This is a genomic window from Rhodoplanes roseus (assembly GCF_003258865.1).
Classification (GTDB): domain Bacteria; phylum Pseudomonadota; class Alphaproteobacteria; order Rhizobiales; family Xanthobacteraceae; genus Rhodoplanes; species Rhodoplanes roseus.
On the sequence record NZ_NPEX01000031.1, the window covers coordinates 1 to 20,981 of the forward strand.

Consider the following 20,981-nt stretch of genomic DNA (forward strand, 5'->3'; position numbering starts at 1 on the left):
GACGAGGGCGCCCGCGCCGAGGAGCGCTCCATGTCGGACATCGTGATGCTCGTGCTCGGGGTGGGCTTTCTGGTCGCCGCGATCGGCCTGACCCACGCCTGCGAGCGGCTGTGAGATCCCCCATGACCTTCGATTACACGCTGGCGGCGGCCGTCACGGTCGGCCTGCTGATCTATCTCACCTATGCGCTCCTGAAGCCCGAGCGGTTCTGAGAGGCTCGCCATGACCCTCAACGGATGGATCCAGATCCTGATCTTCTGCGCGATCGTGGTCGCGCTGGTGGTCCCGCTCGGCTGGTACATGACCCGCGTCTTCGAAGGCGCGCGCACGCCGCTGTCAATCGTCCTGCGCCCGGTCGAGCTCGTGCTCTACCGCCTCGGCGGGATCGACGAGAGCCGCGAGCAGGACTGGCTCGCCTACACGGTGTCGATGCTGGTCTTTCATGTCGGCGGCTTTCTGCTGCTGTACGCGCTGTTGCGCCTGCAGGTCTGGCTGCCGCTCAATCCCCAGGAGATGAGCGCCGTTCCGCCCGAGCTGTCGTTCAACACGGCGGTGAGCTTCATCACCAACACCAACTGGCAGAACTACGGCGGCGAAAGCACCATGTCCTATCTGGTGCAGATGCTCGGCCTGACCCACCAGAACTTTCTCTCGGCGGCGAGCGGCATCGTGCTCGCCGTGGCACTGATCCGCGGCTTCTCCCGCGTGTCGGCCCACGCGATCGGCAATTTCTGGGTCGATCTCGTCCGCTGCACGCTCTACGTGCTGATGCCGCTGTGCATCCTCTTCACCCTCTTCCTGGTGTGGCAGGGCGTCCCGCAGACGCTCGGCCCGTCGGTCGAGGCGACCACGTTGGAGGGCGCCGAGCAGACCATCGCGGTCGGCCCGGTGGCGTCGCAAGTGGCCATCAAGATGCTGGGCACCAACGGGGGCGGCTTCTTCAACGCCAACGCGGCACATCCGTTCGAGAACCCCACCGCGCTGTCCAACCTGGTGCAGATGGTCGCGATCTTCGCGCTCGGCGCGGCGCTCACCAACGTGTTCGGCCGCATGGTCGGCGATCAGCGCCAGGGCTGGGCCCTGCTCGGCGCAATGGGCGTGCTGTTCCTGGCCGGCGTCGCCGTCACCTATTGGGCCGAGGCGGCCGGCAGCGGTCCGCTGAACGCGCTCGGGCTCGACGGCGGCAACATGGAAGGCAAGGAGGTGCGGTTCGGCATCGCCCTGTCGTCGCTGTTCGCCGTGATCACCACGGCGGCCTCCTGCGGCGCCGTCAATGCGATGCACGATTCGTTCACGGCGCTCGGCGGCATGGTTCCGCTGATCAACATGCAGCTCGGCGAGATCATCGTCGGCGGCGTCGGCGCCGGCCTCTACGGCATGCTGATCTTCGTGATCGTCACGATCTTCGTGGCCGGCCTTATGGTCGGGCGCACGCCCGAATATGTCGGCAAGAAGATCGAGGCGCGCGAGGTGAAGATGGCCATGCTGGCGATCCTGATCCTGCCGCTGATGTATCTCGGCTGGACCGCCGTCGCCGTCGTGCTCCCGCCGGCCGTGGCCTCGATCGCCAATCCGGGGCCGCACGGCTTCTCGGAGGTGCTGTACGCCTACACGTCGCAGACCGCCAACAACGGCTCGGCCTTCGCGGGCCTCACCGGCAACACGCCATTCTACAACATCACCGGCGGCCTCTCCATGCTGGTCGGCCGCTTCTGCGTGATCATTCCGGCGATGGCCATCGCCGGAGCGCTCGCCGCCAAGAAGCGCGTGCCCGCCTCGGCCGGAACCTTCCCGACCCATGGCGGCCTGTTCGTCGGCCTGCTGGTCGGGGTCATCGTGATCATCGGCGGCCTCACCTTCTTTCCGGCGCTGGCGCTGGGCCCGGTCGTCGAGCACCTGGCCATGACGGCCGGCACGACGTTCTGAGCAGGATTCGGAGTAATCCCATGCAAGCCTCTCGTCAGACCCGCAATGCCGCCTCCGCGCTGCTCGACCCCAGGATCGTCGGGCCGGCGCTCGGCAGTGCGTTCAAGAAGCTCGACCCGCGAAAGATGATCGCCAATCCGGTGATGTTCGTGGTGGAGGTGGTGGCCGCGCTCACCACGGTGCTGTTCCTGCGCGATCTCGCGACCGGCGGCGCGCACCTCGGCTTCACGGCCCAGATCGTTCTCTGGCTGTGGTTCACGGTGCTGTTCGCGAACTTCGCCGAGGCGGTCGCCGAAGGACGCGGGAAGGCGCAGGCCGATGCGCTGCGCCGGACGCGGACCGAGAGCGTCGCCAAGCGCCTGCGGTCGGCGGACCGGCGCGCCTACGAGACGATTCCCGGCACCGGCCTCGCGGTGGGCGACGTGGTGCTGGTCGAGGCCGGCGACACGATCCCGTCCGACGGCGAGGTGATCGAGGGCATCGCCTCGGTGAACGAGGCGGCCATCACGGGCGAGTCGGCGCCGGTGATCCGCGAGTCGGGCGGCGACCGCTCGGCCGCCACCGGGGGCACGCAGGTGCTCTCGGACTGGATCAAGGTGAGGATCACGGCGGCGCCCGGCTCGACCTTCCTGGATCGCATGATCGCGCTGGTCGAAGGGGCGGCGCGCCAGAAGACGCCGAACGAGATCGCGCTGAACATCCTCCTGGCCGGCATGACCATCATCTTCGTCGTCGCGGTCGCGACCATCCCGAGCTACGTCGCCTATGCGGGCGGCGTGGTGTCGATCGTGGTCCTGGTGGCACTGTTCGTCACCCTGATTCCGACCACGATCGGCGCGCTGCTGTCGGCCATCGGCATCGCCGGCATGGACCGGCTGTTGCGTTTCAACGTGCTGGCGATGTCCGGCCATGCCGTCGAGGCGGCCGGCGACGTCGACACGCTGCTGCTCGACAAGACCGGCACGATCACGCTCGGCAATCGGCAGGCGACGGCGTTCCGGCCGGTCCGCGGCGTCAGCGAGCAGGAGCTCGCCGATGCGGCGCAGCTCGCCTCGCTCGCCGACGAAACGCCGGAGGGCCGCTCCATCGTCGTCCTCGCCAAGGAGACCTACGGCATCCGCGGCCGCGACCTCGCCGACCTCGGCGGTCGGCCGATCCCGTTCACGGCGCAGAGCCGGATGAGCGGCATGGAGGTCGGCACGTCGTGGGTGCGCAAGGGCGCGGTCGACGCGGTGCTCGATTTTCTCACCACCCCGTCGGCCGTGACGGCCGGCAGCACGCTGCGCAGCCTGCAGCCCGCCGTCAGCCAGGAGGCCTCGCGGGACATCCGCGCCCTCTCCGAGGAGATCGCCAAGGCGGGCGGCACGCCGCTCGCGGTGGCGAGGGACGGACGGCTGCTCGGCATCGTGCAGCTCAAGGACGTGGTCAAGGGCGGCATTCGCGAGCGCTTCGCCGAGCTCCGCCGCATGGGCATCCGCACCGTGATGATCACGGGCGACAACCCGATGACGGCGGCCGCTATCGCGGCCGAGGCCGGCGTCGACGATTTCCTCGCCCAGGCGACCCCGGAGGACAAGCTGCGGCTGATCCGCGAGGAGCAGGCCAAGGGCAAGCTGGTCGCGATGTGCGGCGACGGCACCAACGACGCGCCGGCCCTGGCGCAGGCCGATGTCGGCGTCGCCATGAACACCGGCACCCAGGCGGCACGCGAGGCCGGCAACATGGTGGATCTCGATTCCAATCCCACCAAGCTCATCGAGGTGGTCGAGATCGGCAAGCAGCTCCTGATGACGCGCGGCGCGCTGACCACCTTCTCGATCGCCAACGACGTCGCGAAATACTTCGCCATCATCCCGGCGATCTTCGTCGCCGTCTATCCGCAGCTCGGCGCTCTGAACGTGATGGGGCTGGCGAGCCCGCAGAGCGCCATCCTGTCGGCGATCGTGTTCAACGCCCTGATCATCGTGGCGCTGATTCCGCTGGCGCTGAAGGGCGTGCGCTACCGCGCCGTCGGCGCGGCCGCGCTGCTGCGCCGGAACCTGCTGGTCTACGGCCTCGGCGGCGTGATCATCCCGTTCGCCGGGATCAAGATCATCGACCTCGCCGTCTCGGCCCTGCACCTGGTGTGAGGTGAGGTCTCTCTCCGCCATCCTCAGGTGGTTGCGCGGTTGCGCGACGCGCAGGCGCGCGGCCCTCGAAGGGCGACGGCCCGGGCCGGCATCCTTCGAGACCCGGCTTCGCCGGGCACCTCGGGAGGACGGTCAATAAGCACTCGTCTGAAGGATTTCGAACATGTTTCGCGACATCCGTCCTGCCCTCGTCCTTCTGTTCGGCCTCACGGTCCTCACCGGGCTCGTCTACCCGCTCGCCATGACCGGCATCGCCGGCGTGCTGTTTCCCAGCCAGGCTGCGGGAAGCCTGATCACGATCGAGGGCAAGGTGGTCGGGTCCAGCCTGATCGGCCAGTCCTTCACCGGCGACCGGTACTTCCACGGGCGCCCGTCGGCCACCACGGCGGCGGACCCGGAGGATCCGAGCAAGAGCGTGCCGGCGCCCTATAACGCCTCCAACTCGATGGGCTCCAATCTCGGGCCGACCAGCAAGGTCTTGGCCGACCGGCTCGAGGTCGACATGACCGCCCTCCGCAAGGAGAACCCCGGAGCCGCCGTGCCGGTGGACCTCGTCACCACCTCGGGCAGCGGCCTCGATCCGGACCTCTCACCGGCGGCGCTGCTGTTTCAGGTGCCGAGGGTCGCGGCCGCTCGCGGCCTGCCGGAGGAGCAGGTGCGGCGGCTGGTCGAGAGCCAGGTCCAGGACCGGCTGCTCGGCCTGATCGGTGAGCCGCGCGTGAACGTGCTGGCGCTCAACCTGGTGCTGGACCGAGCGGCGGCCGGCCGGTGACGGGGCCGCACCCGGTGATATGATGGCGCCATGGCCGATCCCCGCCGCGATCCGTCGAACCGTCCGTCGCCCGACGCGCTGCTCGACGTGGTGCGGCGGGAGGAGGGCGGTGCCGGCAGGCTGAAGATCTTCGTCGGCGCCGCACCCGGGGTCGGCAAGACCTATGCGATGCTGGAGGCCGCACGCGCCAAGGCGAAGGACGGCGTCGATGTCGTCGTCGGCGTGGTCGAGACGCATGGCCGCGCCGAGACCGAAGCGCTCCTCCAGGGCCTCGCGGTGGTGCCGCCGCGCGCCGTCGCGTATCGCGGGCAAGACCTCGCCGAGATGGACCTGGACGCCATTCTGGCGCGGCGTCCGCGGCTGGTGCTGGTCGACGAGCTCGCCCACACCAATGCGACCGGCAGCCGCCATCCGAAGCGCCATCTCGACGTGGCGGAGCTGCTCCAGGCCGGGATCGACGTCTACACCACGGTCAACATCCAGCACATCGAGAGTCTCAACGACGTCGTCGCGCAGATCACCGGCGTGCGGGTGCGCGAGACGGTGCCGGACTCGGTGTTCGACCGCGCCGACGCCATCGAGCTGATCGATCTCACGCCGGACGACCTGATCCAGCGCCTGCGCGACGGGAAGGTCTACATCCCGCGCCAGGCCGAGCGGGCGCTGGAGCATTTCTTCGTCCCGGAGAAGCTGACCGCGTTGCGCGAGCTGGCGCTGCGCCGCACGGCCGAGCGGGTCGACGACCAGCTCCTCAGCCAGATGCAGGCGCGCGCCATTTCGGGCCCGTGGGCGGCCGGCGAGCGCGTGCTGGTGTGCGTGTCGGAGGACCCGCGCAGCGCCGGCCTGGTGCGCTACGCCAAGCGCCTGTCCGACCGGCTGCACGGACCGTTCACGGCGCTCGTCATCGAAGGCCGCGAGAGCCGTCAGCTCGACGAGGTCGCGCGCGATCGCATCGCCGACACGCTGCGGCTCGCGGTGGCACTGGACGGCGACGCGGTGACGATCCCGGGTAGCGACCGGCGCATCGCGGACGACATCGTGCGCTGGGCCCAGGCCAACAACGTCACCCAGATCGTCGTCGGCAAGTCGGGCCGGTCGCGCTGGTTCGAGATGCTGCACGGCTCGGTGGTGCACGATCTGGTGCGCCGGGCCGGCAACATCAGCGTGCATGTGATCGCGGGCGACGACCTCTCCGGAGATCCGGTGCCGAAGAAGACGGTCGCGACCGAAGGGCGCCGGCCGGCGACCGATCTGAAGAGCTACGCCATCGCGGTCGCGGCGGTCGCCGTGGCCCTGGCGGTCGGGCTCGTCATTCACCCCTATCTCGGGATCGAGAACGTCGATCTCGTTTTTCTCACCGCCGTCGTCGGAGTCGCAGTGCGGTGCGGTCTGCTGCCGTCGCTGCTCGCCAGCGCCCTCGGCTCGCTGTGCTACAACTTCTTCTTCCTGCCGCCGCTCTACACCTTCACGATCGCCGACCCGACCAATGTCGCGGCCTTTTTCTTCTTCACCGTGCTGGCCGTGGTGATCTCCAACGTCGCGGCACGGGTGCGGATGCAGGCCGTCCTGGCGATGGACCGGGCGCGCGACACCGAGCAGCTCTACAGCTTCAGCCGCAAGCTCGCCGGCGTCGGAACGCTCGACGACGTGCTGTGGGCGACGGCCTATCAGATCGCCCTGATGCTAAAGGTACGGGTCGTGCTGCTGCTGCCCGAGAACGGACGCATCGAGGTGAAGGCGGGCTATCCGCCGGAGGACCGTCTCGACGACAAGGATCTGGCGGCGGCCGCCTGGGCCTGGGACAGCGACCGTCCGGCCGGCCGCGGCTCCGACACCCTGCCGGGCGCCCGGCGGTTGTTCCTGCCGATGCGGACCGGACGCGGGCCGCTCGGGGTGCTCGGCATCGACAGCGACAAGCCGGGCCCGCTGCTGACGCCCGACACCCGCCGCCTGCTGGACGCGCTGATCGATCAGGGGGCGCTCGCCATCGAGCGGGTGCGTCTCGTGGAGGACATGGAGCGGGCGAAGCGCACCATGGAGACGGACCGGCTGCGCACCGCGCTTCTCACCTCGATCTCGCACGACCTGAAGACGCCGCTCGCCGCTGTGCTGGGCGCCGCCGGGACGCTGCGCGATCTCTCCGACGCCCTGACGGCGTCGCAGAAGACCGAGCTGCTCGCCACCGTCATCGCAGAGTCCGAACGGCTCAACCGCTTCATCGCCAATCTGCTCGACATGACGCGGCTGGAGTCGGGTGCCGTCGCGCCCAATGCTGGGCTGTACGATCTCGGCGAGATCGTCGGCAGCGCGCTGCGCCGGGCGGACAAGATTCTCGCCGGCCATCGCGTCGCGGTCGAGATCGAGCCCGAGCTGCCGATGCTGGCGCTCGATGCGGTGCTGTTCGAGCAGGCCCTGTTCAATCTGCTGGACAACGCCGCCAAATACGCGCCCGACGGCACGACGGTTCGGGTCGTCGCCAGGCGGGAGGGCGGCACGGTCCGCCTGCAGGTGATCGACGAGGGGCCGGGGATTCCCGCCGCCGACGTCGAGCGCGTGTTCGAGAAGTTCTACCGCGCCCGCAAGGGCGACCATGTGCGGGCCGGGACGGGCCTCGGCCTCGCCATCGCGCGCGGCTTCGTCGAGGCCATGAACGGCAGCCTGACGGCGGCGAACCGGTCGGATCGGCCGGGGGCCGTGCTCACCATCGTGATGCCGGTGCCGGACGGATCGCCGCGCCTGGAGACGAACGCATGAGTGTCGGGACGGCCGCATGAGCGCTGCGACGAAGGTTCTGGTGATCGACGACGAGCCGCCCATCCGCAAGCTCCTGCGGATGGGGCTCGGCACGCGCGGATACGAGGTGCTCGAGGCCGGCACCGGCAAGGCGGCGCTCGCGCTTCTCGCGGACAAGCCGGAGCTGATCATTCTCGACCTCGGGCTGCCCGACATCGGCGGGCTCGAGCTTCTGCAGGCCATCCGGTCGAAGGACGAAGGCGTTCCCGTCGTGGTGCTGTCGAGCCGCGACGACGAGGCCGGCAAGGTGCAGGCCCTCGATCTCGGCGCCGACGACTACGTGACCAAGCCGTTCGGCATGGACGAGCTCTTGGCCCGCATGCGGGCGGCGCTGCGGCATCGGCTCCAGGCGCAGGGCGAGCGCCCGGTGTTCCGGCTCGGCGATCTGACCGTCGATCTCGTGCGTCGGATCGTCCGGGTCGGCGAGCGCGACATCAAGCTGTCGCCCAAGGAGTACGACCTGCTGCGCCTGCTGGTGCTGCATGCCGGCAAGGTGCTGACCCACAGGTTCCTGCTCGGCCGGCTGTGGGACGACTACACGGACGCGCAGTATCTGCGCGTCTATGTCCGCCAGCTTCGTCAGAAGATCGAGGCGGATCCGGAGCGGCCGCACTATGTGCTGACCGAGACCGGAGTCGGCTACCGGCTGCGCGCCCCGGACTGAACACCGCCGTCTGCTTCGGCGCACCGGACAGGATCGGCCTCTCGCCGTGATGCTGCGCCGCAACCATCCTCACGATTGCGTCATCGGCGGTCTGACCTGATCAGGACGCTCGGTAACAAGTTGCTCTTGCCCAAGCGGACGCCGCTACGCGCGCGCTGAATTTCCCCTTCTTTCTTGTTCGACGATCGCGCCGATCGCATTCGGCCTTGCCCGGAGGACTGCGTATTGACCGCCCTCCGAACCCTGTCATAGGGTGATCGCAATCCGGAAGTAATTCCGCAATCCGAAAGACGGCGACTGCCATGGCTCTTCCCGCAAAGTCGATGCCGTTCTCCCCGAGCCCGACGGTCGGGCTTCCGCGCCTCGATCCGAAGGAGGCCAAGAACTCCGTCCAGTCGCTGGCGAAGGGATTGCGCGTGCTCGAGTGCTTCTCGACCGGCGCCGACGAGATGACCCTCAGCGAGATCGCCGCCGCATCCGGGCTCGACGCCGGCACCACGTTCCGCATGCTCAACACCCTGGTCGCCCTCGGCTACGTGGCGCGGATCCCGGAAAGCCGCCGGTTCCGACTCTCGCTCAAGGTCCTGGACCTCGGCTTCAACGCGATCGCGCACCGCGATCTGCGCGCCACGGTGCGGCCGCTGCTCCAGTCGCTGGTCGACGAGGTGAGCGAGGCGGCGAGCTTCGCCGTGCTGGAAGACGGCGACGTGTTCTACATCGAGCGCGTGCGCGCCGGCTTCACCCGGCTCGGCGTCGACATCCGCATCGGCACGACCATGCAGGCGCACCGCACCTCGATCGGCCGCGCGATCCTCGCCTTCCTGCCGGAGAGCCGGCTGGAGCGCGCGCTCGCCGCGCCGCCCCGCCATCCGATGCCGACCGTCAGGCCGGTCGATCGCGCCAGCCTCGATCCCATCCTGGCCGCCATCCGGGCGGACGGCTATCTGCTCGAGGCGTCCGCCTTGTCCACCGAGTTGCGGCTTCTCGTCGTTCCCGTGGTTGGCGCCGACGGCTGGGCGACCGGCGCGATCAGCGTCGTGGCGCCGACGACCCAATCGTCCAACGACGATCTGAAGGCGCGCGCCCTGGAGCCGATGCGGGCGGCCGCGCGCCACATCGCCCGTGCCCAAGAGGCGAACGGAAGCACCAGCTTCGTCGCCGCGTCCTGAACTCCGTCGCCATCCGGCGACGTTCGCTGCGTCCCCCCTGAACCGATCTCAAAAGGAGAATGCGATGTCGACCAAGAACAAAATCGACCTCCGGGGCCTCGTTCCCGCGCCGGTCACTCCGTTCACCCGCGACGGCGCGATCGATCACGCCGCCATCCTCCGCCTGGGCTCCTGGCTCGGCAGCTTCAAGGGCGTGAAGGGCCTCGTCGTCCTCGGTCATGCCGGCGAAGGCACGTTCCTCACCGCCGACGAGCAGGCCTCGGTGATCGAGAGCTTCGTGAAGTCGACGGACGGCCGCGTCCCCGTCATCGCCGGCATCACGCTCGAAGGCACCGGCGTCGCCGCTCAGGAGGCGAAGCGTGCCATGAAGGCCGGCGCCAAGGCCGGCCTGCTGTATCCGTCGCACGGCTGGCTGCGCTTCGGCTATCAGAAGGGCGCCCCGCAGGACCGCTACAAGGCCGTCTACGAAGAGTCCGGCCTGCCGCTGATCCTGTTCCAGTATCCGGACGTGACCAAGGCGACCTACAATCTCGACACTCTGATGGAGATCGCCGCGCAGCCGGGCGTGTTCGCGATGAAGAACGGCGTGCGCAACATGCGCCGCTGGGACACCGAAATCCCGGTGATCCGCAAGGCCAATCCGGACCTGCAGGTCCTCACCTGCCACGACGAGTATCTGCTGCACACGATGTTCGACGTCGACGGCGCGCTGGTCGGCTACGGTAACATCGCGCCCGAGCTGCTGATCGCCCTCATCGAGGCCGGCAAGGCGCAGGACTATGTCAAGGCCCGCGCCCTGCACGATCGCCTGCTGCCGGTGACCAAGGCCGTCTATCACCGCGGCTCGCACATGGAAGGCACCGTGGCGCTCAAGCACGCCCTGGTCACCCGCGGCATCCTCGATCATGCGACTGTCCGCACCCCTCTGCTGCCGCTGCAGCCGGGCGCCGACGTCGAGATCGCCGAGGCCATGAAGTCGGCCGGCCTGGTCAGCGACAAGCCCGCCGCGATCGCGGCCTGAGGGCGAGAGCAGCGACGTCGCCCGGCGGCGTCGCGTCTCTCCTGGTCTACGCGACGACTGCCGGGCGGCGGCATGCGCCGCCCGGCCCCGCAGGCTCGCGAGTTCTTCTCCATCCCCCGGCGAGCCCACTCCGCGACCACAGGGGTTCCCAATGACCGCTCACGCCATCGCGGGCGCAAAGACCGCAACGCCGGCAGTCCAGCCGGCCGCCGGTCAAGCATCTCCCGAAGCCATTCAGATGCTGGTCGCTCGGATCGAGCGACTTCCCGTGTCCCGCCGCCTGATGCTCATCCGCGTCATCGTCGGCATCGCCACCTTCTTCGACGCCTACACGGTGCTGGCCATCGCCTTCGCGATGCCGGCGCTGGTCAGCGAGTGGAAGCTTTCCCCCTCCGAGGTCGGACTCATCATCTCGGCCGGCTATGTCGGTCAGCTCGTCGGCGCCATCTTCTTCGGATGGCTCGCGGAGAAAGTCGGCCGTCTGCACGTCCTCATGTTCACCATCCTCATGTTCGTCTCGATGGACATCGCCTGCCTGTTCGCCTGGAGCGGCGTGTCCATGATGGTGTTCCGCTTCTTTCAGGGCATCGGCACGGGTGCCGAGGTGCCGGTGGCGAGCGCCTACATCAACGAGTTCATCGGCGCCAAGAAGCGTGGCCGCTTCTTCCTCCTCTACGAGGTGATCTTCCCGATAGGCCTGATGTTCGCCGGGATGATCGGCTACTTCCTGGTGCCGATCTACGGCTGGAAAGCGATGTTCATCGTCGGGCTCGTTCCCTCGGTGCTCACCATCCCGCTGCGCTGGATGATGCCGGAATCCCCCCGCTGGCTCGCCTCGAAGGGGCGCATCGCCGAGGCCGACGCCGTCGTCGAGATGCTCGAGAAGGACATCACCAAGCGGGGCGGCGTGCTGCCCGCGCCGGTGGTGCGTCCGGTCGATCCGAAGGCGACCGCCCAGTCGGACTGGCGCGAGCTGTTCCGCGGCATCTATCTCAAGCGTACCCTGACCATCTGGGCGCTGTGGGTCTGCGCCTACATGATCAACAACGGCATGATCACCTGGCTGCCGACCCTCTATCGCTCGGTGTTCAAGCTGCCGCTGCAGACGTCGCTCGCCTACGGCTGGACCACCTCGGCCGTCGGCGTGCTCGCCTCGATCGCCTGCGCGCTGCTGATCGACAAGGTCGGCCGCCGGCCATGGTACATCGCCGCGTTCTTCCTGGCGACGATCCCGCTGCTGATGCTCGCGTTCCTCGGCGGCACCTCGGCCGTGCAGGTGCTGGTCCTCGCCACGATCGTCTACGCGATCCTGCAGACCATAGCCTTCTCGCTCTATCTCTATTCGGCCGAGCTATATCCGACGCGCCTGCGGGCGATCGGGACCGGCATGGGAAGCGCCTGGCTGCGGGCGGGCTCCTCGATCGGGCCCATCATGGTCGGCTTCCTGATGGCCGATTTCGGCATCCGCTACGTGTTCGCCGCCTTCGCCGCCGTGGCGGTGGTCGGCGGGATCGTCACGACTCTGCTGGCCATCGAGACCAAGGGCCGCGTGCTCGAGGAGCTCTCGCCCTGAGAACCGAGGAAGGCGGTCGACCCCTCCCGGGCCGGCCGCCTTCAACAGTCGTCTCTATTAAGAAATTATCACCTCAACGAAGCCCCATTTCTGGTATCAAGTGATTCAATGTTCGCCCTATGCGAGGGCATCATACCCGGATTGCCGCCCCTCGGCCCCGCTCTCGTGATTGGGACTTGCCGGAGCGGCGGTCCGCAGGGCACATGCCGCTGACATGTGCTCGGGGTATGAACGCTCCGGAATCGACCAGACAAGGCATCCTTCCCATGCGCCGCTTTCGCCGTGCCAAGATCGTCGCCACGATCGGCCCCGCCTCTTCGAGTCCGGAGGCTCTCCGCGCCCTGTTTCTCGCCGGCGTCGACACGTTCCGACTGAATTTCAGCCACGGCTCGCACGACGATCACGCCAAGGTGCACGCCGCGATCCGGGCCCTGGAGGCCGATACCGGATCGACGATCGGCATCCTGCAGGATCTGCAGGGCCCGAAGATCCGCGTCGGCACCATCCAGGGCGGCAGCATCAAGGTGGCGGCCGGCGAGAAGATCCGCTTCGTCCGTCACGGGCAGGACGGCACGGCCCAGTCGATTCCGCTGCCGCATCCTGAAATCTTCGAAGCCGTCGTTCCGGGCCACGATCTCCTGATCGACGACGGGCGCGTGCGGGTGCGCGTCACCGGAATCACGTCCGACTTCATCGATGCGCAGGTGATCCTGGGCGGCGTGATCTCCAACCGCAAAGGCGTGAACCTGCCCGGCACGATCCTCAACGTCTCGCCGCTCACCGAGAAGGATCGCAAGGATCTCGAATTCGGCCTGTCGCTCGGCGTCGACTGGGTCGCGCTGTCCTTCGTGCAGAAGCCGTCCGACGTGATCGAGGCGCGCGGGCTGATCGGCGATCGCGCCGGCTTGGTGTCCAAGATCGAGAAGCCCGCCGCGATCGAGAGCATCGACGACATCCTGAGACTGTCCGACGGCGTCATGGTGGCGCGCGGCGATCTCGGCGTCGAGATCCCGCACGAGGATGTTCCGGGCCGCCAGAAGGAGCTCGTCCGGGCGTGCCGCCAGGCGGCCAAGCCCGTCATCGTCGCGACCCAGATGCTCGATTCCATGGTCGGCGCGCCGACCCCGACGCGTGCCGAGGCCTCCGACGTCGCCACCGCCATCTACGACGGCGCCGATGCCGTCATGCTCTCGGCGGAATCGGCGACCGGGAGCTATCCGGTCGAGACCGTCGCGATGATGGACCGGATCATCCGGGCGACGGAATCGCACAAGCTCTACCGCTCCATCGTCCAGGCCTCGCAGCCGGACAACGAGCAGACGCCGCCGCACGCCGTCGCGGCGCTGGCGGCCGACTTGGCCGAGACGGTCGAGGCGCCCGTGATCGTCGCCTTCACGTCCTCGGGCACGACCGCGACGCGCATCGCGCGCAAGCGCCCGGGCCTGCCGATCCTGGCGATCACGCCGCATCAGTCGACGGCCCGCCGCATGACCTTGTTGTGGGGCGTCCACGCGGCTCTCTCGGGCGACGTCGTCTCGTACGAGGAGATGGTCGAGCGCGGCGCGTCGACGGCCCGCAAAGAGGAGTTCGCGGCGGCCGGCGACTGCATCGTCATCGTCGCCGGCGTTCCGTTCGGGCGGGCCGGCACGACGAACAACATCCGGGTCGTGACCATCCCGCACGGCTGAGACGGGCCGGGCGGCCGCGCGCGGACGCTTCGGTCTTCCCACAGCAAAACGGAGCGGACCGAGGTCCGCTCCGTTCGCGTTTCAGGCCTGCCGCCGGCTCACGCGGCGCGGTGGTAGGTCTTGTATTGCGGCTCCCAGATCGCCTCGGCGATCAGGCGCTCGGCATTGTCGACGTCGAAGTCCGGCGCGAGGCCTTCGCGGTGGGCCTGCAGCGCCACCGCGAGGGCGATCTTCGCCGAGACCTCGCGCAGCGCGCTGACCGGCGGCAGCAGGGGTGCGTTCGGATCGAGCCGCGACGGCGACATCTCCGCGAGCGTGCGGGCCGCGGTGAGGAACAGCGTGTCGGTCACGCGCCGCGCCTTGGCGGTGACGATGCCGAGCCCCAGGCCGGGGAAGATGTAGGCGTTGTTGACCTGGTCGACACGCTTCTGCACGCCGCCGACCGACACCGGCGCGAACGGGCTTCCGGTGCCGATCACGGCGCGGCCGCCGGTCCACGCCATCAGGTCGGCCGGAACCGCCTCGCTCTGCGAGGTCGGGTTGGACAGCGGGAAGATCACGGGCCGGTCGACGTGCTTCGCCATCTCGCGCACGACCGCCTCGCTGAACAGGCCGGCCTGTCCGCTGACGCCGATCAGCATGGTCGGACGGGCGTGACGGATCACCTCCTCGAGCCCGATGGCCTCGCGGTTCTCGACCGTCCAGTCGGCGACGCGCGACCGCGGCTGCGCGAACGGCACCTGATAAGGCTGCAGGCGGTTGCTTCCTTCGACCAGCAGGCCACGGCTGCCGGTGAGATAGAATCGGCGGCGCGCCTCCTCCTCGGGGATGCCGGCCTCGACCATGGCCTTCACCAGCAGGCCGGCGATTCCCGAGCCGGCGCCGCCGGATCCGACCATGACGACGGTCTGGTCGCGTAGATCCTGGCGGGCCGCCGAGAGGGCGGAGAGCAGGGTGCCGCACACCACCGCGGCCGTACCCTGGATGTCGTCGTTGAACGTGCACAGTCGGTCGCGGTATCGGTCCAGGAAACGGCTGGCATTGGGACCGGCGAAGTCTTCCCATTGCAGCAGGACGTGCGGCCAGCGGGCCTCGACGGCCGACACGAAGGCCTCGACGAACTCCTCGTACTCGGCGCCACGTACCCGCTCGTGCCGCCAGCCGATATAGAGCGGATCATCGCGCAGGGCTTGGTTGTCGGTGCCGACGTCGAGCGTGATCGGCAGCGTGCGCGACGGATCGATGCCGCCCGCCGCAGTGTAGAGCGCGAGCTTCCCGATCGGAATGCCCATGCCGCCGGCGCCGAGATCGCCGAGGCCCAGGATGCGCTCGCCGTCGGTGACGACGATCGTCTGCACGTCGTCGAAACGCGGCTGCGAGAGGATCTTGGCGATCTGGTCGCGATACGGAAGGCTCAGATAGAGGCCGCGCGGCCGTCGATAGATGTGGCTGAAGCGCTGACACCCGAGGCCCACCGTCGGCGTGTAGACGATCGGCAGCATCTCCTCGAGATGCCGCGTCAGCAGCGCGTAATACAGCGTCTCGTTGATGTCCTGGAGGCCGCGCAGGAAGATGTAGCGGGCGAGGTCGTCCTGAAGGTTCCGGAAGGCTGTCATCCGGCGCTCGACCTGTTGATCGAGGGTCGCGATGTGCGGCGGAAGCAGTCCGTGAAGCGCGAACGCGTCCCGCTCGGCTTCCGTGAACGCTGTGCCCTTGTTGAGGATCGGATCGCTGAACAGCTCGTATCCGAATCGATTGACGTTGCGCATCGCTGCTCCTGACGCCTCTGCGTGCTCGATTTTGACGTTTCGCTGGACTTCGCATCCGGACCGGCCGGGCGTGAAGCCGACACGAGCACCATGGGACGTCCACGGGACGCTCGTATCAGATCGAACAGAACGGCAGGCTGATCATCTGATCAGAACCGCAGGGAGTGCTTTCACGCTGCGGCCGCGCGTCGTCGACCCTTCGGCGAACGCATATGCGTTCGCCCGGGAGCGATCTACCACGATCGTGGCGCATCAGGGCATCAACTTTTCTCGGAGATGTGCAAAATCGCTTTGGGACGAGCGGATCCGGTATGCGCGACGCCGCGTGATCTCTGGATGTGCAGGATGCTGGCTTTGCGGGCATGCGGAGGGACGCCCCGCGATCGGCCGCGGTACGGCCGAGTGATGCCGGCATGCGGACCGATGGTGCCTCCTACGTATTTGCCCCGGCCTCCCCGCGTTGACAGTATTGGGGCAGTTCGCTACGTTGACACCAATAACGCGAAAACAACTTCGCGATCCGAAACGAGGAAGCGGCCATGACCATCCGTGCCAAGTCCGCGCGGACCCCGTCGACATCGGTGGTCGGCTTTCCTCGCCTCGATCCCAAGGAGGCGAAAAGCTCCGTCCAGTCGCTCGCCAAAGGGCTGCGCGTGCTCGAGGCATTCTCGGGTGACGCCGAGGAAATGACGCTGAGCGAAGTCGCCGCCGCGTCGGGGCTCGATGCGGGCACCACGTTCCGCATGCTCAACACCCTGGTCGCGCTCGGCTACGTCGCACGGATCCCGGAGAGCCGGCGCTTCCGGCTGTCCCTCAAGGTGCTCGACCTCGGCTTCAACGCGATCGCGCACAAGGATCTGCGCGCCCTGGTGCGACCTCTTCTGCAGACGCTCGTCGACGAGGTCAGCGAGGCGGCCAGCTTCGCGGTGCTGGAAGCCGGCGACGTGCTCTACATCGAGCGCGTACGCGCCGGCTTCACGCGGCTCGGCGTCGACATCCGGATCGGCACGACCATGCAGGCGCATCGCACCTCGATCGGCCGCGCCATCCTGGCCTTCCTGCCCGAAGCCCGGGTGGAGCGCGCCCTGGCGGCGACGCCGCGTCACCCGACGCCGTCGGTCCGGGCGCCCGATCGGGCCGAGCTCGACGCGATGCTCGCGGCGATCCGCCGGGACGGCCACGTGGTCGAGGAATCTGCCGTCACGGTCGGCCTGCGTCTGCTCGCCGTTCCGGTGATCGGCGTCGACGGCTGGGCGACCGGCGCGATCAGCGTCGTCGCCCCCGCGATCCAGTCGTCCGACGAGGATCTGAAGACCCGTGCGCTCGCTCCCATGCTGGAAGCGGCGCGCCAGATTGCCCGTGCCCAGGAAGCGATCGGCAGCACCAGCTTCGTCGCCGGTCGCTGATCCGTTCGGATCACCTGCGTTCCCCGCACTGCCGTTCCTGCACTGCCCATTCCTGTACTGCGCGTCCTGCACTGCCGCGTCCCGGACCGAACAGGCCGGGGTCTTCCACCCCCGACGACCACAGGGAGAATCACATGGCTGCCGTGTACAAAGGCATCTTTCCGGCTCTGCAATGCCCGTTCACCGACAAGCTCGCCATCGACGAGCCGGAGCTGCGCAAGTTCTCGAGCTGGCTGGCGAGCCACCATGGCATCGGCGGCCTGGTGACCAACGGCCACACCGGCGAGGTGTTCGCGCTCACCGGCAAGCAGCGCGCCGAGGTGACCCGCATCGTCGCCGACGAGGTGAAGGGCAAGCTTCCGGTGATCTCGGGCCTGTGCTGCGAAGGCATCGCCGAGGCGGCCGAGCATGCCGTGATGGCGCGCGAGGCGGGCGCCACCGGTCTGCTCGTGATGCCGCCGCACGGCTGGCTGCGGTTCGGCATGGAGCAGCCCAACAATGTCGTCGACTACTTCACGGCGATCGGCGAGGCCTCCGGCCTCGATCAGGTGGTGCACATCTATCCGGCCTGGACGCGTGCGTCCTACAGCTTCGAGACCCTCGCCCAGCTCGCCCGCCTGCCGTGGGTGAAGTGCATGAAGGTCGGCACGCGCGACATGAACAAGTACGCGCGCGACCTGATGACGATCAAGGCCGCCGATCCGAGCGTGACGGTGGTGACGTGCCACGACGAGTACCTGCTCGCCTCCATGGTCCAGGGCGTCGACGGCGCGCTGGTCGGCTTCGCCTCGTTCATTCCGCAACAGATCATCGACCTCTACGCCGCCGTACAGGCGGGCGATCTGAAGAAGGCGCAGCAGATCCAGGCCTGGATCCTGCCGCTGAAGGACGTGGTCTACGGCGGCGGCGAACCGACCGGCGGGGCCCATGCCCGGATGAAGATGGCCATGTATCTGGCCGGCATCCTGAAGTCGCCGCGCGTCCAGCCGCCGACCCGTTTGCCCGAAGGCGACGAGCTGAAGGCGATCGAGGCTGCCGTCCGTAACGCCGGCCTGCTGCAGCGCGCTGCGGCCTGACGCCGCTTTCGGCGCGTTCGTCTCGGGTGCGCCGCCACCCCCTGCCAGCCTTGCCGCCCGCACGCGGGCGGCACCGTGCCACCGCGCGCGAGCGCCTGCAGTCTGGAGGACAGGTTCATGTTGGATAGACGCGACTTCCTCGTCACCGCCGCCGCCGCCGCCGCCGGCACCGCGCTCGGAGCTCCGTTCGCGGGCGCGCAGAACGCCGACTTTCCCAACCGCACGATCCGGCTCGTGGTGCCGTTCGCGCCGGGCGGCGGCGTCGACGTGTTCGCACGACTGCTGGCCGAGAAGATCAAGGAGAAGAACGGCGTCACCGTCGTGGTCGAGAACCGCGGCGGGGCCAACGGCTCGATCGGCGGCGCCGCCGTGCGGAGCGCGGACCCGGATGGCTACACGCTGCTGTTCTCGGCCGCCACGCACGTGATGGCGAAACAGGTGATGCGCAACCCGCCTTACGATCCGGTCACCGACTTCGTGCCGGTCGCACGCGTCGGCGAAGCCCCCATGCTGGTCGTGATGGCGCCCGGCCTGCCGTTCAAGACGATCCGCGAGGTGGTCGCCGACGCCCGCAATCAGCCCGACAAGTGGACCTTCGCCACCTCGGCCCTGGGAGCGCCCGGTCATCTCGCCACGGTCGCATTCAACAAGCTCGCCGGCCTGAAGCTGACGATAGCGCCTTATCGTGGAACCGCGCCGGGCCTGACCGACGTCGCCGCCGGTCACGTTCAGCTGATGATCGATCCGGTGCTGGCGCTTCTGCCCATGGCCCGCAGCGGTAACGTCAAGGCGCTCGCCGTCACGGCTTCGAAACGCGTCGCCCTGGCGCCGGAGATTCCCACGGCTGCAGAAAGTGGAATGCCCGGCCTGGAATACGCCTCGTGGTACGGTGTCTGGGCGCCCAAGGGGACGCCGAACGACGTGGTCGCCTGGCTCAACAAGGCGTGCAACGAAGCGGCCGTCGAACTCGGCGCCACGGGGCGGCTCGCCGAGCTCGGCATCGAGCCGGTCACCAACACGCCGGACGAGTTCGCGCGGTTCATCGCGAAGGACGTTCAGCGAAACACCGAGCTTTTGCAGTCGGTGAACTTCGAGCCGGTCTGACCGCGGCTGTTCGCGTGAGCGTCGGGCCGCGGCGCGGCGGGACGACGCTCACGGGCGTCAATGTGCGGCGCCCGAAAAATCATGCAGCACACGATTCTCGGCGATCCGCACCGTGCTGGTCGTCTGCGGCGTGTTGCGCGAGCGGCCGACGAAGCGCGGCACGCCGTCGCTGACGACCGCGCCGACCGCCGTGATGTCGCCGTTCGCCAGGGCCGAGAGGGCGTCGTTCTTCGAGCCGCCCGCGCAGGCGTCGATCACCACCAGATCGGCATCCCGACCGGGCGCGATCACGCCGGAGTTCAGCCCATAGGTTCGCGCGTTGTTGCCGGTCGCGGCGGCGATCGCCACCTCCGGAGAGAGGCCGCCCAGGCTGGCGAGATGCGAGATCGTGTACAGCATGCCGAGCGGCATGATGCCGCTGCCGGTCGGCGTGTCGGTCGCGACGAGCAGCCGATCGAGTGCGGCGGCCTCCGTGAGAAGCTTGGCGCAGAGCAGGGTGGTGCGCAGATTGCCGGCCGTGCAGACCTGCAGGGCCATGTCGGATTCGTTCACCAGCCGCGGATAGTCCTCGTCCGGCATCGCGATCGGGCCGCCATTGGTGTGGAACGAGACGTTCGGCCGCAGCCGCAGCAGATGGTCCGCCCAGATGCCGGACGAACCGGGGATCGACGAGCCGCCGGTGTGCACCAGCGTCACCATGCCGAGCTCGCGCGCCCAGGCGATCTGCTCCTCGTAGCCGAACGGCGTCGGGAACGCGCCGAAGCCGGCCTTGGCGAGCCACACGCCCTCCGCGCGGATCTCGGCCAGATCGGCGCGCGTGAGTCCGGGCTCGAGGATGACGGCGCCGGCATGGACCCGCATGCCGCCGGGCCGATAGTCGAGGAAACATTTGCGCGCGGCGACGGCGAGCGCCTTCACGCCCGCCGGATCCTTGGGTCGGCCCGGTACATGTACCTCGGAGGCCGTGATGGCGGTCGTGACTCCGCCGTGCAGGTAGCTCTCGAGAAAGCCGACGGTCTTCTGCCGGGGCGTGTAGTCGCCGAACGTGATGTGCACGTGGCTGTCGATGAGACCCGGAATCACCACGCAGCCGCCGGCGTCGATCACCACGTCGCAACCGCGCAGCGCCTCGGCGGCAGCCTCGCCCACATGGGCGATGCGCCCGCCGTCGCAGACGATCGTGTCGCCGGCGGCGAACGGCTGGCGATGGTCGCCGCTGATGATCCGACCGATATTGGTGATGCCGGTCCGCATGTGCCCCTTCGCTCCGACTCGCCCGCGCCGATCGCTCAGGCCGGCTGCAGCTTTTTCTGCGCCGCGATCGACTCTGCATAGCTCATGCCGCCGACCCGCGCATTGAGGCGGCCGCGATTGGCGAGGCAGAAGATGAGCGCGATTTCATCAGGGAGTGGCGCGTCCGGCAGCACCAGGCTCATCCCGTCGTAGTGGGACCGCACGTAGACGTCGGTCTTGGCGTTCATCGGAACGTCGATGAGCGTGCCGGGCGCCGCGACCTTGGTCATCGACGAGATCCAGGCCGGGGCGTCGCCGATCGCGTCGCGGAACGGAGTGGCGAACGTCGTGGTGAGGAGCGCGTTGGCGTGCTCCTGCTCGCCGGAGAGGCCGACGATGCCGCCTTTGCCGTAGCTCTCGGCCGCATGCGGTCCGAGTGCTGCGATCGCCGCCTCCGCCATGCGGGCGCCGATCCCGCGGCTCGCCTCGACCATGGGCGAGAGGTCCTGAACGTAGCGACCGACATGCGGGTTGGGCACGACCGCGACGACGGCGACCTTGCGCAGGAGCCGATCGGCGGGACGGCCCGCATCGACGAACTTGTCGTCGACGATGGTGATGAGGCGGCGAATCGGAAAATCCATGAAGCGCTGCTCGA

16 protein-coding genes are annotated in these 20,981 nt (G+C 68.5%); 13 read left to right on the forward strand and 3 right to left on the reverse strand.

All coding sequences use genetic code 11. From position 1 onward, the window contains the following. The first annotated feature begins 122 nt into the window (after positions 1–122). The 10 genes from CH341_RS06840 to pyk all read left to right on the forward strand — a co-directional run bounded on the left by CH341_RS06840 (position 123) and on the right by pyk (position 13,735). A complete protein-coding gene (locus CH341_RS06840; protein ID WP_111418288.1) occupies positions 123–212 on the forward strand; it encodes a K(+)-transporting ATPase subunit F in 90 nt (29 codons plus the stop codon). Positions 213–222: 10 nt separating this feature from the next. Beyond that, positions 223–1,926, forward strand: a complete 1,704-nt coding sequence (gene kdpA, locus CH341_RS06845; protein ID WP_111418289.1) for a potassium-transporting ATPase subunit KdpA — start codon at positions 223–225, stop codon at positions 1,924–1,926. Between the two features lie 20 nt (positions 1,927–1,946). Continuing rightward, positions 1,947–4,055, forward strand: a complete 2,109-nt coding sequence (kdpB, locus tag CH341_RS06850; protein WP_111418290.1) for a potassium-transporting ATPase subunit KdpB — start codon at positions 1,947–1,949, stop codon at positions 4,053–4,055. A gap of 163 nt (positions 4,056–4,218) precedes the next feature. Then, entirely contained in the window at positions 4,219–4,827 is a 609-nt protein-coding gene (locus tag CH341_RS06855) for a K(+)-transporting ATPase subunit C (RefSeq protein ID WP_111418291.1), read from the forward strand. Between the two features lie 30 nt (positions 4,828–4,857). Beyond that, positions 4,858–7,581 carry a sensor histidine kinase gene (locus CH341_RS06860; RefSeq protein WP_111418292.1) on the forward strand — a complete coding sequence of 908 codons (2,724 nt, stop codon included), beginning with the start codon at positions 4,858–4,860 and terminating at the stop codon, positions 7,579–7,581. Positions 7,582–7,597: 16 nt separating this feature from the next. After that, a complete protein-coding gene (locus tag CH341_RS06865; RefSeq protein WP_111418293.1) occupies positions 7,598–8,284 on the forward strand; it encodes a response regulator in 687 nt (228 codons plus the stop codon). A 302-nt stretch (positions 8,285–8,586) separates the two neighbouring features. Next, positions 8,587–9,453, forward strand: coding sequence for an IclR family transcriptional regulator (locus CH341_RS06870; protein WP_111418294.1), 867 nt, complete (start codon positions 8,587–8,589; stop codon positions 9,451–9,453). Between the two features lie 64 nt (positions 9,454–9,517). Next, a complete protein-coding gene (locus tag CH341_RS06875) occupies positions 9,518–10,474 on the forward strand; it encodes a dihydrodipicolinate synthase family protein (protein WP_111418295.1) in 957 nt (318 codons plus the stop codon). 238 nt (positions 10,475–10,712) lie between these two features. After that, positions 10,713–12,047, forward strand: coding sequence for an MFS transporter (locus tag CH341_RS06880; RefSeq protein WP_111418296.1), 1,335 nt, complete (start codon positions 10,713–10,715; stop codon positions 12,045–12,047). A 266-nt stretch (positions 12,048–12,313) separates the two neighbouring features. Beyond that, positions 12,314–13,735 (forward strand): pyruvate kinase, encoded by a 1,422-nt coding sequence (pyk, locus tag CH341_RS06885; protein ID WP_111418297.1) that lies wholly within the window; start codon positions 12,314–12,316, stop codon positions 13,733–13,735. A gap of 98 nt (positions 13,736–13,833) precedes the next feature. On the opposite strand, the gene CH341_RS06890 is transcribed toward pyk, so the two are convergent. Then, a complete protein-coding gene (locus CH341_RS06890) occupies positions 13,834–15,504 on the reverse strand; it encodes an NAD-dependent malic enzyme (protein ID WP_111418298.1) in 1,671 nt (556 codons plus the stop codon). 539 nt (positions 15,505–16,043) lie between these two features. Here CH341_RS06890 and CH341_RS06895 point away from each other — a divergent pair. The 3 genes from CH341_RS06895 to CH341_RS06905 all read left to right on the forward strand — a co-directional run bounded on the left by CH341_RS06895 (position 16,044) and on the right by CH341_RS06905 (position 19,090). Continuing rightward, positions 16,044–16,910, forward strand: coding sequence for an IclR family transcriptional regulator (locus tag CH341_RS06895; protein WP_111418299.1), 867 nt, complete (start codon positions 16,044–16,046; stop codon positions 16,908–16,910). 134 nt (positions 16,911–17,044) lie between these two features. Next, entirely contained in the window at positions 17,045–17,986 is a 942-nt protein-coding gene (locus tag CH341_RS06900) for a dihydrodipicolinate synthase family protein (RefSeq protein ID WP_111418300.1), read from the forward strand. A 117-nt stretch (positions 17,987–18,103) separates the two neighbouring features. Next, entirely contained in the window at positions 18,104–19,090 is a 987-nt protein-coding gene (locus CH341_RS06905; protein WP_111418301.1) for a Bug family tripartite tricarboxylate transporter substrate binding protein, read from the forward strand. Between the two features lie 57 nt (positions 19,091–19,147). Here CH341_RS06905 and CH341_RS06910 read toward each other — a convergent pair whose 3' ends face one another. After that, positions 19,148–20,344, reverse strand: a complete 1,197-nt coding sequence (locus CH341_RS06910) for an amidohydrolase family protein (protein ID WP_111418302.1) — start codon at positions 20,342–20,344, stop codon at positions 19,148–19,150. Positions 20,345–20,379: 35 nt separating this feature from the next. Further along, positions 20,380–20,967 carry an amino acid synthesis family protein gene (locus CH341_RS06915; RefSeq protein WP_111418303.1) on the reverse strand — a complete coding sequence of 196 codons (588 nt, stop codon included), beginning with the start codon at positions 20,965–20,967 and terminating at the stop codon, positions 20,380–20,382. Between the last annotated feature and the right edge of the window lie 14 nt (positions 20,968–20,981).